11 protein-coding genes are annotated in these 16,698 nt (G+C 61.7%); 6 read left to right on the plus strand and 5 right to left on the minus strand.

Features of this window, described 5'->3' with window-relative positions; translation table 11 throughout:
• Nucleotides 1–3: 3 nt before the first annotated feature.
• Nucleotides 4–1,299, minus strand: coding sequence for a pyoverdine-tailoring periplasmic protein PvdN (pvdN, locus tag AC1RR7_RS21095; protein ID WP_493158354.1), 1,296 nt, complete (start codon nucleotides 1,297–1,299; stop codon nucleotides 4–6).
• On the minus strand, nucleotides 1,296–2,666 hold the full coding sequence (gene pvdM, locus AC1RR7_RS21100; protein WP_102621958.1) for a pyoverdine-tailoring dipeptidase-like protein PvdM: 1,371 nt from the start codon (nucleotides 2,664–2,666) through the stop codon (nucleotides 1,296–1,298). Before pvdM ends, pvdN begins: the two co-directional genes overlap by 4 nt.
• Before the next feature lie 184 nt (nucleotides 2,667–2,850).
• Here pvdM and pvdP point away from each other — a divergent pair, with 184 nt between their 5' ends.
• Nucleotides 2,851–4,461, plus strand: coding sequence for a pyoverdine maturation tyrosinase PvdP (pvdP, locus tag AC1RR7_RS21105; protein ID WP_102621959.1), 1,611 nt, complete (start codon nucleotides 2,851–2,853; stop codon nucleotides 4,459–4,461).
• 33 nt (nucleotides 4,462–4,494) lie between these two features.
• Here pvdP and AC1RR7_RS21110 read toward each other — a convergent pair whose 3' ends face one another.
• Genes AC1RR7_RS21110 through AC1RR7_RS21120 form a run of 3 tightly spaced genes read right to left on the minus strand, consistent with a single transcriptional unit; the run spans nucleotide 4,495 to nucleotide 9,043 of the window.
• The gene (locus AC1RR7_RS21110; RefSeq protein ID WP_493158356.1) at nucleotides 4,495–5,889 is read right to left on the minus strand and encodes an efflux transporter outer membrane subunit; all 1,395 of its coding nucleotides are present in this window, start codon (nucleotides 5,887–5,889) and stop codon (nucleotides 4,495–4,497) included.
• A gap of 7 nt (nucleotides 5,890–5,896) precedes the next feature.
• Nucleotides 5,897–7,870: a MacB family efflux pump subunit gene (locus AC1RR7_RS21115; protein ID WP_096821161.1), complete on the minus strand. Its 1,974-nt coding sequence runs from the start codon at nucleotides 7,868–7,870 to the stop codon at nucleotides 5,897–5,899.
• The gene (locus AC1RR7_RS21120) at nucleotides 7,871–9,043 is read right to left on the minus strand and encodes an efflux RND transporter periplasmic adaptor subunit (RefSeq protein ID WP_096821162.1); all 1,173 of its coding nucleotides are present in this window, start codon (nucleotides 9,041–9,043) and stop codon (nucleotides 7,871–7,873) included.
• A gap of 320 nt (nucleotides 9,044–9,363) precedes the next feature.
• On the opposite strand from AC1RR7_RS21120, the gene AC1RR7_RS21125 reads away from it, so the two are divergent.
• The 5 genes from AC1RR7_RS21125 to AC1RR7_RS21145 all read left to right on the plus strand — a co-directional run bounded on the left by AC1RR7_RS21125 (nucleotide 9,364) and on the right by AC1RR7_RS21145 (nucleotide 16,579).
• Complete coding sequence (locus AC1RR7_RS21125) at nucleotides 9,364–9,846, plus strand: sigma-70 family RNA polymerase sigma factor (protein ID WP_096821163.1); 483 nt, start codon at nucleotides 9,364–9,366, stop codon at nucleotides 9,844–9,846.
• Between the two features lie 132 nt (nucleotides 9,847–9,978).
• A complete protein-coding gene (locus tag AC1RR7_RS21130) occupies nucleotides 9,979–11,316 on the plus strand; it encodes a lysine N(6)-hydroxylase/L-ornithine N(5)-oxygenase family protein (RefSeq protein WP_096821164.1) in 1,338 nt (445 codons plus the stop codon).
• A gap of 493 nt (nucleotides 11,317–11,809) precedes the next feature.
• Entirely contained in the window at nucleotides 11,810–14,509 is a 2,700-nt protein-coding gene (mgtA, locus tag AC1RR7_RS21135) for a magnesium-translocating P-type ATPase (protein ID WP_493158357.1), read from the plus strand.
• 54 nt (nucleotides 14,510–14,563) lie between these two features.
• Nucleotides 14,564–15,280, plus strand: a complete 717-nt coding sequence (locus AC1RR7_RS21140; protein WP_493158359.1) for an MgtC/SapB family protein — start codon at nucleotides 14,564–14,566, stop codon at nucleotides 15,278–15,280.
• A gap of 111 nt (nucleotides 15,281–15,391) precedes the next feature.
• Nucleotides 15,392–16,579 carry an EAL domain-containing response regulator gene (locus AC1RR7_RS21145; RefSeq protein ID WP_493158360.1) on the plus strand — a complete coding sequence of 396 codons (1,188 nt, stop codon included), beginning with the start codon at nucleotides 15,392–15,394 and terminating at the stop codon, nucleotides 16,577–16,579.
• Nucleotides 16,580–16,698: the final 119 nt, after the last annotated feature.

Genomic DNA, 16,698 nt, shown 5'->3' on the forward strand with positions numbered 1-16,698 from the left:
TGCTCAGATCTGGCTGACGAGCACGGTCATGAAGCGGTCGATTTCTTGTTCGTTGTTCAGCAGGCCCGGCGCGCTGCGAATGACCGGGCCGACGTCGCGGTCGACGGCATCGGCGATCACCTTGTTCTGCATCAGGTAGGCGGCGATCTTGTCGCAGTCCTTGCCCTTGACCCGGAAGAAGGTGAAGCCGGCGGACAGTTCGGGGCTCAGCGGCGTGACCAGTTCGATCTGCGGGTGTTCCTGCAGGCGTTTTTTCAGGTAGCTGTTCAAGGCGTGAATGCGCGCCTGGACCTCGGCCTTGCCCAGTTGCAGGTGTAACTTGAACGCTTCGTTCAGGGCCCAGCGGTGCTCGAAGGCGTGGTAGCCGCCGGGGGTCATGGTGGTGGAAAACGCGGTGGCTTCGGAGAAGGTCGGAATGATCGGCGTGACGTACCTGACCTGATCGAAACGGCTGCAGACGATGCCGGTCCCGCGCGGGCCGAACATCCACTTGTGGGTGCCGGCGATAAAGAAGTCGCAGTTCATCGCCGGGAAGCTCAGATCGTCGACGCCGAAGCCGTGCACGCCGTCCACCAGATAAATGATCCGGTTGTCGTCCGAACGGCCCTTGTTGTGCTTGTCGACCAACGCGCCGATTTCGGCGATCGGCAGTTTCACGCCGCTGCCCGAATGCACCCAGCACATGCCCAGCACGCGGGTTTCGGGGCGGATGTTGCTGTCGATGGCCGCGAGGATTTCGGCCTTGCTCGCCGTGTGTGGATCCTTGAACAGACGGATCTTGCGCACCTTGGTGCCTTCACGCTGTGTGCGCAGCGCGAGGATGGTGTGGGTGGCGTAGTGTTCGTGTTGAGTGGTGAGGATTTCCTGATCGGCACGCACATGGGCGCCGCCGTAAATCATCGCCAGGCCCTCGGTGGTGCTGCCGGTCAGGGCGATCTGTCTGGCGTCGGCTTGCAGATAGCGTCCGGCCCAGACCCGCACCTCTTCCTCGCGCTGCTCGATCACGCCCAGGTCCCAGTCCATCGCCAGCCCTGGATTTTTGTCGAGGGCGGCGCGGTGCAGGGCGATGGCGTCACGCACCGGTTTGGGGTGCGAGGTGATCAGGAAGTTGGAGAAGTGCAGGCAGTCCGGATCCTGCTCGAACAGCGTGCGCAGTTGCGCCCATTTGTCCTGTGCCGGCGCTGCTGGCGCAACGTTCGCGGTGTTGGCGGGGCTGGCGCCCTGGACGATGCCCGAGGCCAGCGGCAGGCCGGCGGCGAGAATCCCCGCCTGCTTGAGAAACGTACGACGATCACTCATGGCTTGATCTTGTCCTGCTGTGAAATCAGCGCAGGTCGGGCGGCTTTCTGCACCTGATCCCAGACCCGCAGGAAGTTGCCGCCCCAGAGCTTGGCGATGTCGGCTTCGGAGTAGCCGCGCGAAATCAGTTCGGCGGTGACGTTGGGGATGTCGCCGACGTTCTCCCAGCCTTTGACGCCGCCGCCTTCGTTGAAGTCGGAGCTGATGCCGACATGGTCGATGCCGATCTTGCGCACGGTGTAATCGATGGCGTCGCCGTAGTCCTTGAGCGTGGCTTTGGGTTCTTCATCGAGGATCGCGTAGAGGCGGCTGGCGTACTGGCCGAACTTGGCCTCGGGCCACGCGGCGATGATCGGGTCGCCCGGCATCAGCGCCATCGCGAGGTTGGGCAGTGGCGGCAGGTCAAAGCTCTTGCGCAGTTCGTTGAGTTTGTCCTGAGTGGTCTGGGTCAGCGGGCGCAGGTACTGCGAGAAACCCACCACCTGCACCACGCCGCCGCTGTTCTTGATCAGTTGCAGTTCTTTGTCGCTGAGGTTGCGGGGGATGTCGACCATAGCCCGAGGCGCCGAGTGCGAGGCCACCATTGGTGTACGGCTCAGTTGTGCGACTTGCTCCAGGGCTTTGGTCGACATCTGCGACACGTCGATGATCACGCCCAGATCGTTAAGGCGCTTGACCGCTTGCTTGCCGATGTCGGAGAGGCCATCGAGCGCGTCCGGCGAATCATTGAAGAACGGCAGTGGCCGGGACGAGTCGGCCCAATCGTTGTTGCCGATGTAGCTGAAGCCGAACATGCGCATGCCGCGCGCCGTCCACAGGTCCAGCAGGTTCAGGTCGTGGCCCAGCGGGTAGGCGTTGAGCATGCTGATGAAAATCGCGAACTTGCCTTCGCCGTGCAGGCGGCGGAAATCATCGGGCGTGTAGGCAATCCCGACCTGATTGGGGAAGTCGCGGACCATGCCGGAGATGATTTTGTAGCGGATCTCCTGCTGGTTGCGCGCCTCTTCAACGAAACCCGCCGTCGGCTTGTGCGGCGCATTGGCGCCGTTCCACAGTTCCGGCCAGCCGAAAATCGTCAGCGCCGCACCGGACAATTGCCCGCGATTGGCCTTGATCAGGTCGAATTGCCCGGGCCCGTCCTTGTCGGCTTCATTGCCGTGGGTACCGAAGTCTTGGAGGACGGTGATGTGGCTGTCGAACGACAGCAGGTGCTGGTGCATCTCGCGGGCCTGGTCCATCACCTTGGCCGGATAGCCGGGGTTGTCGTTGAGCCAGTAATCCCAGGCTGCGAAGCCTGCTGCGGCACTGATCGCCAGGGCCAGTGGCAGGCCAATGAAAAGAGCCTTTTTCGAACGTGGTTTTGTCATTGCCATCTCAGTCAGGTTCGCCGTCGAGGTACTGGCGCAGGGGCCATTGCTATCTGGAAAGAACGAGTGATTGGCAACGAAATTTAGTCGCATCGCCCTGTGGCGGGGGCGCCCTTAAATTTGTCGGGGCAGCGTACGTTCTAGCTTGGATAAAGCCTGCTTCATGGCTGACACAGGTAGGGCAATGAAGATTTCTCGACGATGGTTCATGGCAGGCCTGGCGCTGACTGGCGCTGCGGTGCCTGCGGCTTATTTTGGTCATCGTGAATGGACCAGACCGGACCCCACGATCACCCCCGGCGAGGCGTCGTTCGACGTGGCCGACATGGCCGGTCAGCGTTTGGCGAACAAGTTGCGCGGGGTCTGGGACATCCGTTTCGAGGGCCGCGACGCTGGTGTCGAAGGGCTGCCGGCAAACGGTCTGCAAGTGTTCCTCGACATCGGCCAGAAGGGGCGCGGTGTCTGCGGTTTTCTGGATACGCCCGAGCGTCTGCGCTCTGGCGAAACACCGCGTTACCGAATAATCGGTGATCTGGCCGAGGGCGACGCGGCGAAGTTGAGCTGGCGGCTGATCAGTGCCAACGGTCACATCGACTACGAACTGCAAATGATCCTCGACGAAGTCTGGGCCGATTTCGGCAACGCCGGCAGCGGCAGCCTCAGCGGTCGGGTGTCGCGTCTGGATCGGCCGTTGGCGCTGCCGATGCAGGACAACCGCTTCATTGCTGTCAAACATCTGTTCCCCGAAGCCCGGCAGCGCACGCCGCTGAATCCGACGCTGCTGGCGTGGCTGATCTCTCCCGAGCATCGGTTGTTTCACCAGGTCTGGCATGCGACGCGGGACAAGTGGCACACCCTGGCCGAAGACAAGCGCAACGCGTTGCGCGGTCTCGGCTGGCAGCCCGGCCCGCGTGACAACGAGCGCGATGCCCGTGGCGACCGCAAGGATCGCAACGGTTCGGGCGTCGACTTCTTCTTCATGCACCGGCACATGCTGGGCACGGCGCGTTCGATGCAGGATCTGCCGTCGTGGGAGTATTTCCCGCTGCCGCAACCCGAACTGATCCGCGACCGGGTCGGTTTCGCCCGCTACTTCGACAACCACGACGGCACGGCACTGCCGCCGACGTGGCTGGCCGATGGCGACAATGAGTACAGCCAGTGGGTCAGCGACCTGAAAACTGCCGAGACCTATGAAAGCAACTTTCAGGTCTGGGAGTCGCAGTACCGCGATCCGGCCTATCTGGCCAAGCTCACGTTGGGCCAGTTCGGTTCAGAAGTGGAGCTGGGGCTGCACGACTGGCTGCACATGCGCTGGGCCTCGGTGCCGCGCGATCCGTCCAACGGCCAACCGGTGCCGTTTGCCCGGGATCCGGCGGATTTCGCCGCACGCTGGTTTGCGGCGGAAAACGACTTCCTCGGCGATCCGTTTTCATCCCACGTCAACCCGGTGTTCTGGCATTTCCACGGCTGGATCGATGACCGCATCGAGGACTGGTTCCGCGCTCACGAGCGTTTCCATCCGGGCGAAGTCACGCGGCAAGTGGTCAACGGTGTGCAGTGGTTTGCGCCGGGGCGCTGGAACGAGGTCGCGGACCCGTGGCTGGGGCCGACCACCCACGGTTGCAGCACCACGCCGGGTTTGCAGGTGGGCAAGTCAGTGGAGATGGACCCCGAGACCATGAAGCTGGCGCTGCGCATCACTTTCATCGGCGACGAGAAGAAACTCGCTGCGCTGTTCCGCCGCGTGCCGCAACGGCCGTGGTATGCGCGTCATTTGAAAGCCAAGGTTTGAAGCAAAAGATCGCCGCTGGCGATCTTTTGTTTTTCAGCGCGTCTCCCAACCCCCGCCCAACGCTTTGTACAACGCAATGCTCGCCTGCATCCGCGCCAGTCGCAGTTGCACGTTGAGATCCTGCGCGGCGTACAGCGTGCGCTGGGTTTCCAGCACGGTCAGCAGGTCTTCGGCGCCGGCCTGGTAGCGGCTTTGGGAAAGGTTGAACGCAGTCTGTGCCTGGTTCAGTTCTTCGGTCTGCCATTGCCGCTGCTGATCCAGACCCTGAATGCTGTTCAGGGCTTTTTCCACGTCGGCGAAGCCATTGATGATCGCGCCGCGATAGGTTTCCAGCAATTCTTCCTGGCGGGCGGTCGCCTTGTCACGTTCTGCAGACAGACGACCGTTATTGAAGATCGGTGCGATCAGCCCGGCGGTGAAGTTGTAGAACGGGCTGCGCATTACATCGTCGAAGCGGTTGGCGCCGGAACCCAGCTGCGCGCTCAGGGTGACCTTGGGCAGCATGGCGGCGCGGGCGACTTTGACGTCCGCCTGGGCGGCTGCCAGTTGCGCTTCGGCGCGGGCGATGTCCGGGCGACGGGTCAGCAGATCGCTGGGCAATCCGGCAGCGATTTGCGGCCATTGCAGTTGATCGAACGATTCGAGGCTCGGTGGCAATTCCTGCACTGGTCGCCCGAGCAGAGCCGCAAGACCGATTCGCGCGTCCTCGGCCTGTTGCTGCACCGTGGGCAGTTGTCGCTGTTGCGCGGCCACCAGACTTTTCTGCTGGGCCAGTTCCAGCGCGGTGGCAGAGCCGGCATTGAAACGGGTCTGCACCAGTTGCAGAACACTCTGCGCGTTGGCCAGGTTCAGCGCGGCAATGCGGCTTTGTTCCTGCAATGACAGCGCCTGGGTGTAACGGTTGGCGACGTCGCTGAGCAGGGTCAGTTCCACGGTGGCCTGATCGAACTCACTGGCGCGCAAGCCCTGGCGGGCGCTTTCGCGGGTGGCGGCCTGGCCGCCCCAGAAGTCGATTTCATAACTGGCGCTGAGGTTGGCGTCGAAGTAGTCCACAGCCTTGTTGCTGCTGTCGGCATCCAGTTGGCTGTAGCCGTTGCCGCGCAGCAGTTTCTGGCGGTTGGCATTCAGGCCTGCGGTTATTTCCGGCAATTGCGAACCGCCGGCGATCACCGTGCTGGCGCGGGCCTGACGCACGCGGGCAATGGCGGCGGCCAGGTCGTGGCTGCCGCTTTGCGCCTGTCCGATCAACTGGTTCAGGTGCGGGCTGGCGAAATGCGTCCACCATTGCTGGTTGGTCTGCGCCACCGATTGCCCGGTCGGCGACTGCCACGCGGCGGGGGCGGTCACGCCGCTTTCCGGGCGTGGGGCGGGGCTGCCGCAGGCACTCAGCATCAGGCAAAGGGTCAACAGGCTCAGTTGCGGTTTCATAGATCGATCATTCACTGGTGAGGGCCGTGACCGGGTCGAGCCGGGCAGCTTTGCGGGCGGGCATGAAGCCGAAAACGACCCCGGTGATCAGTGCGCAGGCGAAGGCGCCGGCGATGGCCACCAAGGAAAATGCGACGGCGACTTCGCTGAGTATCAACACGCCGCCCACGAGCAGCGCCAGGCCGATGCCGGCAATGCCGCCGACTACCGAGAGCATCACCGCCTCGGTCAGGAACTGACGCAGGATGTCGCGTTGACGGGCACCGGTGGCCATACGGATACCGATTTCGCGAGTACGTTCGCGCACGGTCATCAGCATGATGTTCATCACGCCGATGCCGCCGACCAGCAGCGAAATCGCGGCAATCGAACCGAGCATCAGCGACAGGGTGTTTTGCGTACGCGCTTCGGCCTGAATCATCGCGGCGTTGTTGGTCAGCTCGAAATCCTTCTTGCCGTTGTGCAACTGCAACATCAATTGCTCGATGGCCATTTCGGTTTCGTGGACCTTGCGCGCATCGGCGGCGGCGATCACCACGTACTCGGGGTTGTGCGTGCCGAACAGTCGAACGCTGGCCGCGGAGTAGGGGATGGCGATGCGATTGTCGCTGTCCTGGTCACCGGAGCTGGCGCCCTTGCCGGCCAGTACGCCGACCACCTGGAACGGCACGTTCTCGATCAGGATGTATTGGCCGATGGGATTGCTCACGTTCTTGAGCAACTTGTCGCGGACTTTCTTGCCGATCACCGCGACGGCCGCACCGTTGCGCTCATCGGCCTCGGTGAAGTAGCTGCCTTCGACCACTGGCCAGTTGAAGATGTCCGGGAAATTGGTGTCGTTGCCGCCGATGTAACTCATGTGGTCGAGATTGCCGAAGCGCACCCCGGCTTCGGCACCGTTGACCGGCATGATGCGAGTGATCTGCGGCAGGCTGGCCAGTGCGGCGACTTCATCCAGGGTGACGATGCCCGGCGGCGTGCGCGGGTTCGGCGCGGCGCCGCTGAGGTAAATGATGTTGGAACCGAAGGCACCCATCTGCGCCATGACCTGGCGTTTGCTGCCTTCACCGACGGCGAGCATGACCACCACCGACGCCACGCCGATGATGATGCCCAGCAGCGTCAGCGCGGTCCGGAAGCGGTTGATCCACATGACGCGCCACGCCGCTTGCACCGCATCGACCAGTTCGCCTTTCCAGGCGCCGCTCGCTTCGCTGCCCTCGCTCAGGCGCTTGCGCAGATCCACGGCCTGCAAGGCGCCGGGGTTGGCGCTGGCCTGCACGGTGGGGTCTTCCGTGGCGCTGTCGCGGATGATCAGGCCGTCGCTGATTTCAATGATGCGCTTGGCCCGGGCTGCCACTTCACGGTCGTGGGTGATGAGGATGACCACATGGCCCTGGCTCGCCAGCTCGTCGAGCAGCGCCATGACTTCCTTGCCGCTGTGGCTGTCGAGCGCGCCGGTCGGTTCGTCCGCAAGGATGATGTGACCGCCGTTCATCAAGGCGCGGGCGATCGACACCCGTTGTTGCTGACCACCGGACAGTTGATGGGGACGGTTGCCGGTGCGCGAGGCCAGACCGAGGCGTTCGAGCAGGGCGGCGGCCCGTGCATGGCGCTCGGCGGCGGGAATGCCGGCATAGATGGCCGGCATCTCGACGTTTTCCTGGGCGGAGCCGGACGGAATCAGGTGGTATCCCTGAAACACAAAACCGAAGGCTTCGCGACGCAGCCAGGCCAGTTCATCGGTGTCCAGGCCGGCGACGTTTTCCCCGGCAAAGCGGTATTCGCCGGACGTGGGCCGGTCGAGGCAGCCGAGGATGTTCATCAGCGTCGATTTGCCGGAGCCGGACGCACCGACGATCGCCACGAACTCGCCGGCATGGATCGACAGGTCGATGCCGCGCAGCACGTGAACTTCGGGCGCGTCACCGCCGCCGTAGGATTTGCGGATGTCCTGCAGGTCGATCAGGGGCGTTTGCATTCAGCCTCCGTTGCCGTCGGCCGGGCCGATCAACAGATGATCGCCTTCGCTGAGGCCGTCGAGGATCTGCACTTTCAAGCGATCGCTGATGCCGGTGCGCACGGTGCGTTGCTCGATGTCGCCGTTCTGTGCCACGACCCGGGCAATCTGGCTGTCAGGTTTGGTGCTGCCATGCAGGGCGGCAATCGGTGCGGTGAGGACGTCTTTCGCCTGATTCGAGACAAAGAACACTTGGGTGGTCATCTCCGCCATCAGCGCGTTGTCGGCGTTGTCGACGTCCAGCAACACGGTGTACAGCACCACGCGACCGGCACCGCTTTTGCTGGTGCTGGTCGGGCTGCCGCCGCCCTGGCTGGTCTGGTCCAGCGGTTTGGGCGGCACTGGCAGGATCTGCCGCACGGTGCTGCTCCAGCGCCGGTTGCCACCGCTGAGGGTGGTGAAATAAGCGCTCATGCCCGGTTTGACGTGGCCGATGTCGGCCTCGGAAACTTCCGCCCAGACCGTCATTGGCGACAGCTTGGCGATCCGCAGGATCAGTGGCGTCTGTTGCTGGGCGTTGAGTGTCTGGCCTTCGCGAGCGTCCAGCGCAACCACGGTGCCGGCCATCGGCGCGAAGATCCGGGTGTAGCCGAGTTCGGCCTGATCGCTGCGCAGGCTTGCCTGTGCCTGACGGATCTGCGCCTGGAACATGTCGATGCGCGCCTGTGTGGCTTTGAGTTCGGCGCGGGCGGTTTGCACGTCTTCTTCACGGGTGGCGCCGCCGGCGGCCAGGTTCTGCTGGCGCTGGTACTTCTGGCGCGCCAGTTCGTGTTGAGCCTGTTGTTCCTGCAACTGTGCCTTGAGGTTTTCGATGGAAAACTGGCTGGCGTCGAGTTTGGCCTTTTGCGTGGCCGGGTCGATTTCCACCAGCAGTTGGCCTTCCTTGACCACGTCGCCGACTTCCACGTGGATCTTGCGAATCTGCCCTGAAGCCTGGGCGCCGACGTCCACATAGCGGCGAGGCTGGAGGGTGCCGAGTGCGGTCACGCTGCTTTCTATATCGCCACGGGAGACTTGCACGGTGGCGAATTTGTCCCGGCCGGGCGGCAAGACTTGCCAGGCGGCAACAGCAATAACGGGGATCAGACAAAGGGCGATGAGCAGGGCGCGTCGGGCGGGGCGGGGACGTTTCATGCAGGGTTCCGGCCAGTGGAAATCGGCCCGTCGTTCAGCAGGCACCGCGAACGGGCCACGGTCGAACGCTGTCGCAGGGCGCGACAGATACGGGGGGCTGTCCTTTAAACGAGAGACGGGGTGGGGAATTTAAGCGCTGAAAAACGCGGTAACAGGTATAGCTGGCAACAATTTGTCGGGCAAATGGAAACAGCGCTTTAAATCTATATGAGAATTACTATAAATTACGCGTCTGAATTTGCCACCATCGTGCCACTGCCTGTTTTGGCAGATCGCCGGTCTGGCTCAAGGATCGAAACCGCACCCTGCGGCCGGGAGTCATGTTGGAAAACTACTATCGCGAGCTGGTGTGTTTCCTGAACGCCAAGCTAGGCAACCGCCAGGTGGCCGAAGATGTGGTGCATGACGCTTATCTGCGGGTACTGGAGCGTTCCAGCGATACGCCGATCGAGCAGCCCCGCGCATTTCTCTACCGCACGGCGCTCAATCTGGTGATCGATGACCACCGGCGCAATGCTTCGCGCCAGGTCGAATCCCTTGATGTGCTCGACAGCGAAGAGCGCTATTTCAGTCCTTCTCCTCATCACAGTCTCGATCATGGCCAGCGCCTGGCGCTGTTGCAGCGTGCACTGGCCGAGCTGCCGGCGTTGTGCCGCGAGAGCTTTTTGCTGCGCAAGATCGAAGGGCTGTCGCACCCGGAGATCGCCGAGTGCCTGGGTATTTCCAAGGCCTTGGTCGAAAAACACATCGTCAACGCCATGAAACATTGCCGGGTGCGCATCAAGCAATGGGATGGGCATTGATCGTTCCCGGTTAAATTTTTTTTCACCGTCCTCGTTCCTACTCAACAGACGATCTGCTGTCCTGCACAAGGCCGGTCAGGTCACCCAGGCTTCATCCCCGCTGTTGAGGGGTACATCCAGAGGACACTGGAAATGACACAGGCAATTGCATCGCCCATCGTTCACGACCTGATCGGCGTCGGTTTCGGCCCTTCGAACCTGGCGCTGGCCATCGCTCTGCAAGAGCGTGGCCCGACCCAGGGCGAACTGGATGTGCTGTTTCTCGACAAGCAACCGACCTACAGCTGGCACGGCAACACGCTCTCGACCCAGAGCGAGTTGCAGATTTCCTTCCTGAAGGATCTGGTGACCCTGCGCAATCCGACGAGCCCGTACTCGTTCGTCAATTACCTCAAGCAGCACGGTCGTCTGGTGGACTTCATCAACCTCGGCACCTTCTATCCGTGCCGCATGGAGTACAACGACTACCTGCGCTGGGTGGCCGCGCAGTTCACTGAACAGAGCCGCTACGGCGAAGAAGTGCTGACCATCGAACCGGTGCTGCACAACCATCAGGTTGAAGCGCTGCGGGTGATTTCCCGTGGTGTGGACGGCCAGCAATTCGTTCGCACCGCACGTTCGGTAGTGGTCAGTGCCGGCGGCACACCGCGCATTCCCGAAGCCTTCAAGGCACTGAAGGGCGATGCGCGAGTATTCCACCACTCGCAGTACCTGGCGGAGATGGCCAAGCAGCCGTGCGTCAATAATCAGCCAATGAGCATCGCGATCATCGGTGGCGGCCAGAGCGCGGCGGAAGCCTTCATTGATCTGAACGATTCGTTCCCGTCGGTGCAGGTCGACATGATTCTGCGTGGCTCTGCGTTGAAGCCGGCGGACGACAGCCCGTTCGTCAACGAAGTGTTCTCGCCGGAGTTCACCGACCTGATCTTCCAGCAGAAGAGCAGCGAGCGTGAGCGTCTGGTCAACGAGTACCACAACACCAACTACTCGGTGGTCGACATCGACCTGATCGAGCGCATCTACGGCATTTTCTATCGGCAGAAAGTCTCGGGCGTGGCGCGCCATGCGTTCCGCACCCTGACCACTGTCGAGAAAGCTACCGCCACCGAACACGGTATCGAACTGACCGTGCGCAACAACGCTACCGGCGAAGTCACCGTGCGTGCCTACGACGCGGTGGTGCTGGCCACCGGTTACGAGCGTCAGATGCATCGCAAACTACTGGCGCCGCTGGAAGAGTACCTGGGCGACTTCGAGGTCGATCGCAACTACAAGCTGATCACCGACGAGCGCTGCAAGGCCGGTCTGTACATGCAGGGCTTCTGCCAGGCTAGCCACGGCCTGAGTGATACGCTGCTGTCGATCCTGCCGATTCGTGCGGACGAGATTGCCGGCTCGCTGTATGAGCATGGCAAGCACCGCGGGCACAGCCGTTCGGTGATGGATTTGTTGTTGGCCACGGCCAGCTGATGACGTCCTGACGACTCCTGCGCCGAGCGCGGGAGTCGTTTCGAAGTCAATCCTGAACCCTTCCTGAATGACCTCCACATCTCCCGACCTCATTCCCTTTACGGGTTTACTCTCCAGGCATCGGGGCGTAAGCTTCGCGCGTTTTCATCAATAGCGGAGACCCACAGTGGGTACTTGTTCGAGTGACAGTTGTCGGCCGGTCCTTGTAACCGGCAGATTCTCGGCAAGATAACGCGCATTCCTTTGTGCCGTTGTCTCGCCGAACAGCGAGCAGCGGCATCCCGATCATGGTCAGTTGAGACCATGTCCCGACGTCCTTCTCATCGACGCTGAAAAGAGCGTGGTTTCGACTTTTTCGTCGCAATCGCAGCCCTATCGACACGCCTGTCTTTTTTGACTGGCGCGCCAACCCTTGCCGTGCCGAATTTTTCGGTGCAAGAGGGCTGGACGTACCTGCTTGACGGTTTCCCGGCTGACCATAGGGGCAACAGCCATGAAACTTACGCTCAAGGAATTTTTCGCAGGCTTCCTGCGGACCCGTCACATCGCCCGGCACTTCCGTCGTCTGGCCGTGCTGGAAAGTCTTCGCGACACCACGGTCAGCCGTGAAGTGCCGCCCACCCTGGCCAACACGTTGGTGGACGCCGCCCATTGCGACAGCGGCGTGTTGCTGTCGAACCTCGGTACCCACACCGACGGCCTCACCGATTTCGAAGTCGATGTGCTGCGTGCGCAGCATGGCCTCAACGAAGTCGAGCATGAGCAACCGCTGCCGTGGTGGACCCACCTGTGGCACTGCTACAAAAACCCGTTCAACCTGCTGCTGACCCTGTTGGCGGTGATCTCGTGGCTGACGGACGACCTCAAGGCCGCCACCGTGATTTTCTCGATGGTGGTGCTCTCGACCCTGCTGCGCTTCTGGCAGGAAAGCAAATCCAACCGGGCGGCCGACGCGCTCAAGGCGATGGTCAGCAACACCGCCACCGTGCTGCGCCGGGATGCGCCGCGCACTGAACTGCCGATCAAGCAACTGGTGCCCGGCGATCTGATCGTGCTCTCGGCCGGTGACATGATTCCTGCCGATTGCCGGGTGCTCAGCGCCAAGGATCTGTTCGTCAGCCAGGCCGCGATGACCGGCGAATCGATGCCGGTGGAGAAATTCCCCCGTCAGGCGGATCGCGATACGCGTAACCCGCTGGAGCTCGACAACATCCTGTTCATGGGCACCAACGTGGTGTCCGGGACAGCGGTCGCGGTGATTCTCACTACCGGCAACAGCACCTATTTCGGTGCGCTGGCGCTGCGGGTCGGGGCAACCGATCGCGGGGTGACGTCGTTCCAGCAAGGCGTGAACAAAGTCAGCTGGCTGTTGATCCGTTTCATGTTCGTCATGGCGCCGCTGGTGCTGTTCATCAACGGTTTCACCAAGGGTGACTGGACCGAAGCCCTGCTGTTCGCGCTGTCGATCGCCGTGGGCCTGACCCCGGAAATGCTGCCGATGATCGTCACCTCGACCCTGGCCAAGGGCGCGGTGTTCCTGTCGCGCAAGAAGGTCATCGTCAAACGCCTGGATGCGATCCAGAACTTCGGCGCCATGGACGTGCTGTGCACCGACAAGACCGGCACGTTGACCCAGGACAAGATCTTCCTGGCGCGCAATGTCGACGTCTGGGGTGAAGACTCCGACGATGTGCTGGAAATGGCCTATCTGAACAGCTACTACCAGACCGGCCTGAAAAACCTGCTCGACGTGGCGGTCCTGGAACACGTGGAAGTCCACCGTGAACTGAAGGTCGGCACGGCGTTTCGCAAGGTCGACGAGATCCCGTTCGACTTCAATCGCCGGCGCATGTCGGTGGTGGTCGAAGGGCACGGCCAACCGCATCAGTTGATCTGCAAAGGCGCGGTGGAAGAAGTGTTGTCGGTGTGCACCCGGGTTCGTCACGGTGAAGTCGACGAAGCCTTGAGCGATGAATTGCTGGCGAGAATTCGTCAGGTAACAGCAGCATTCAACGCTGAAGGCTTGCGCGTGGTAGCGGTGGCGGCACGGTCGATGCCTGAAGGTCGCGACACTTACAGCCTGGGCGACGAGCAGGAACTGACGCTGATCGGTTACGTGGCATTCCTCGATCCGCCGAAGGAAAGCACCGCACCGGCACTCAAGGCTCTGGCCGAACACGGCGTGGCCGTGAAAGTGCTCACCGGCGACAACGAGCTGGTGACCGCCAAGATCTGCCGCGAAGTGGGCCTCGCGCAACAAGGCCTGTTGATGGGTAACGACATCGAACGCATGAGCGACGCGGAACTGGCGGTGGCGGTAGAGACCACCAACGTGTTCGCCAAGCTGACGCCATCGCACAAGGAGCGCATCGTGCGCATCCTCAAGGGCAACGGCCACGTGGTCGGGTTCATGGGCGACGGCATCAACGACGCACCGGCGCTGCGCGCCGCAGACATCGGTATTTCCGTGGACAGCGCGGTGGATATCGCCAAGGAAGCGGCCGACATCATCCTGCTGGAAAAGAGCCTGATGGTGCTGGAGGAGGGCGTGCTGGAAGGGCGCCGGACCTTCGCCAACATGCTCAAGTACATCAAGATGACCGCCAGCTCGAACTTCGGCAACGTGTTCTCGGTGTTGGTGGCCAGTGCGTTCATTCCGTTCCTGCCGATGCTGCCGATGCACCTGCTGGTGCAGAACCTGCTGTATGACATTTCGCAGATCGCGATCCCGTTCGACAACGTCGACGACGAAATGCTGAAACAGCCGCAACGCTGGCAGCCCGGGGATGTCGGACGCTTCATGCTGTTCTTCGGCCCGATCAGTTCGATCTTCGACATCACAACGTTCGCCTTGATGTGGTACGTGTTTGATGCCAACACCCCGGATCACCAGACGTTGTTCCAGTCCGGCTGGTTTGTGGTGGGATTGCTGACCCAGACGCTGATCGTGCACATGATCCGCACGCCGAAGATTCCGTTCCTGCAGAGCCGCGCGGCCATGCCGCTGCTGGTGATGACCGGAATCATCATGGCCGTGGGCATCTTCCTGCCGATGGGACCGCTGGCGCACTACTTCAAATTGCAGGCGCTGCCGTCGATGTACTTTGTGTTCCTGCCGGTGATCCTGCTGGCGTACATGGCACTGACCCAGGCCGTAAAAGGCTTCTACATCCGCCGGTTCGGCTGGCAGTAACAGGAAAGATTCCCCCCTTGTGGGAGCAAGGGGGGCGGTTTCAAGGAGTTCAACATGCAAGCCATCAACAATATCAACCTCGATTCGCTGCTCGATACTTTGGTCAGCCTCAGCGCGGCCTTCATCCTCGGTGGCCTGATCGGCTTCGAACGCCAGTACCGCCAACGTACGGCGGGCTTGCGCACCAATGTGCTGGTGGCGGTCGGCGCGGCGATTTTCGTCGACATGGCCAACCGGCTCGGCGGGGCTGAAGGCGCGGTGCGGGTGGTCGCCTACGTGGTGTCCGGGATCGGTTTCCTCGGCGCCGGTGTAATCATGCGCGAGGAGGGTAACGTGCGCGGTCTCAACACCGCCGCCACACTCTGGACTTCGGCAGCGGTCGGCGCCTGTTCCGGTGCCGACCTGCTGGCCGAAGCCGTGCTCGGCACCTTGTTCGTGCTCGCCGCGAATACCTTGCTACGACCGATCGTCAACAACATCAACCGCCAGCCACTGGATGTGGTCTCGGCGGAAGTCACCAACATCGTCTACGTCATCGCCCGGCGCTCGCAGCAGACGGCTGTGTTCGCCTTGCTTGAAGCCGAGCTCGAACGCAGCAACTACCCGGCCAGTGACGTCGATGTGCACGCCTTCGGTGCTGATGAAATCGAGATCGAAGCCACACTCGCAACCACCTCGGTGGACGGCGATGAGCTGGACGCCCTGGTGAAGCGGATTTCAACGTCGAACCTGGTGGTGCAGGCGTTCTGGAGCCCGAGCACTACGGAATAACCGCTTTCGTTAGGAAATTTCCTACACGATGGTCGGATTTATCTGTCGATCCCGTTCATTTTCCAACGCCACTATGCAGGTCTTCGGATCCTGCGCGGCGACAGATGGAAAATGACCTCACTCCGTATTCTGGTACTGGAAAAGCATGACTTCGCACGCAGCGTGATGGTCAAGATGCTTCAGCGTCTGGGCGCACGTGAGGTTGTGCAAGCCCGCGACAACGAGCAGGCGCTGGTGCAGATGCACCTGTGCGGCGGTGTCGATGTGGTGGTGTGCGAGTTGCTCGGTTCGGGAACCGATTGCCTGGAGTTTCTGCGCTGCGCTCATCAGGCTGGCATGGCCGGTGCGGTCATTCTGAGCGGTGATCTGCGCCCCGAATTGCAGCGGGCCATCGGTCAAATGGACGCGCTGTGCGGCCTGCAACTGCTCGGTGTGATTCGTCATCCGGTGCAACTGCGTGTATTGCACCGGGCGCTGCACCGGTTTCGCACGGCTCATTCGTCCCTGGAAACACCGCCGTTGCCCAGGGATTTGCCCAGCGAAGACGATGTGCGCCGTGGCCTGGCCCTGGGTGAATTTCGCGCCTGGTTCCAACCCAAGTTTTTCTTGCAGTCGGGCGAGTTCGCCGGTGCGGAGGCGCTGGTGCGCTGGGAGCATCCTGCCAAGGGCCTGTTGTTGCCCGGGGATTTTCTGGGGGCCGTGCTTGCCTATGACCTGATCGACACGATGTTCAAACAGTTGCTGGAACAAGGTTTGTGCCTGTTGGGCATCTTGCGTCGGCAGGGTCTTGAACTGGAGTTGTCGTTCAATCTTCACGCTTCGCAATTGGCCTCCGACGGGTTGGTTACCCACATCCAGGGCGCATTGCAACGGCATGGATTCGCCGGGTCGGTCTTGCAGTTCGAGCTGAGTGAAAACGGCCTGCTGGAGATTGCCCCGGCCACCCGCGAGAACCTGCTTCGCCTGCGCATGCTCGGCTGCGGGTTGGCGATCGACGATTTCGGCAGTGGTTTTTCATCTCTGAAACTGCTGTGCCAACTGCCTTTCAACCAACTCAAACTCGATGGTCAGCGGGTTCGGCATCTTTATGAGCCGTGCTGGAAAACGATGGTCGAGACCACGCTGGCCCTGGCTCGATCACTGGACATGCAACTGGTCATTGAAGGTGTCAGCAGCGGCTCGATGCACAAAGCGTTGGTCGTGTTGGGGTGTGAGGTGGGGCAAGGCTTTTATCTGGCCCGCCCCATGACCGGCCATGACTTGTTGCAGTGGCTGAGGCCCGCGCCTGATCAGCTTTGATCGCCGTCACAAGGCTGGCGGAAAAGCTCTGGAAAGTTCCTACAATGATGTTCACGCTGATGTATGTTCTGGCGGTTCGTCTTGTTCAATCCTTTGAATGCTTTTACAGACTATGGATT

The organism is Pseudomonas sp. GW821-FHT11G12 (assembly GCF_058808055.1).

Excerpts from the sequence above, each read along its gene's own strand:
- pvdN (WP_493158354.1), bottom strand. The coding sequence starts at position 1,299 with ATGAGTGATCGTCGTACGTTTCTCAAGCAGGCGGGGATTCTCGCCGCC.
- pvdM (WP_102621958.1), bottom strand. The coding sequence starts at position 2,666 with ATGACAAAACCACGTTCGAAAAAGGCTCTTTTCATTGGCCTGCCACTG.
- pvdP (WP_102621959.1), top strand. The coding sequence starts at position 2,851 with ATGAAGATTTCTCGACGATGGTTCATGGCAGGCCTGGCGCTGACTGGC.
- AC1RR7_RS21110 (WP_493158356.1), bottom strand. The coding sequence starts at position 5,889 with ATGAAACCGCAACTGAGCCTGTTGACCCTTTGCCTGATGCTGAGTGCC.
- AC1RR7_RS21115 (WP_096821161.1), bottom strand. The coding sequence starts at position 7,870 with ATGCAAACGCCCCTGATCGACCTGCAGGACATCCGCAAATCCTACGGC.
- AC1RR7_RS21120 (WP_096821162.1), bottom strand. The coding sequence starts at position 9,043 with ATGAAACGTCCCCGCCCCGCCCGACGCGCCCTGCTCATCGCCCTTTGT.
- AC1RR7_RS21125 (WP_096821163.1), top strand. The coding sequence starts at position 9,364 with ATGTTGGAAAACTACTATCGCGAGCTGGTGTGTTTCCTGAACGCCAAG.
- AC1RR7_RS21130 (WP_096821164.1), top strand. The coding sequence starts at position 9,979 with ATGACACAGGCAATTGCATCGCCCATCGTTCACGACCTGATCGGCGTC.
- mgtA (WP_493158357.1), top strand. The coding sequence starts at position 11,810 with ATGAAACTTACGCTCAAGGAATTTTTCGCAGGCTTCCTGCGGACCCGT.
- AC1RR7_RS21140 (WP_493158359.1), top strand. The coding sequence starts at position 14,564 with ATGCAAGCCATCAACAATATCAACCTCGATTCGCTGCTCGATACTTTG.
- AC1RR7_RS21145 (WP_493158360.1), top strand. The coding sequence starts at position 15,392 with ATGACCTCACTCCGTATTCTGGTACTGGAAAAGCATGACTTCGCACGC.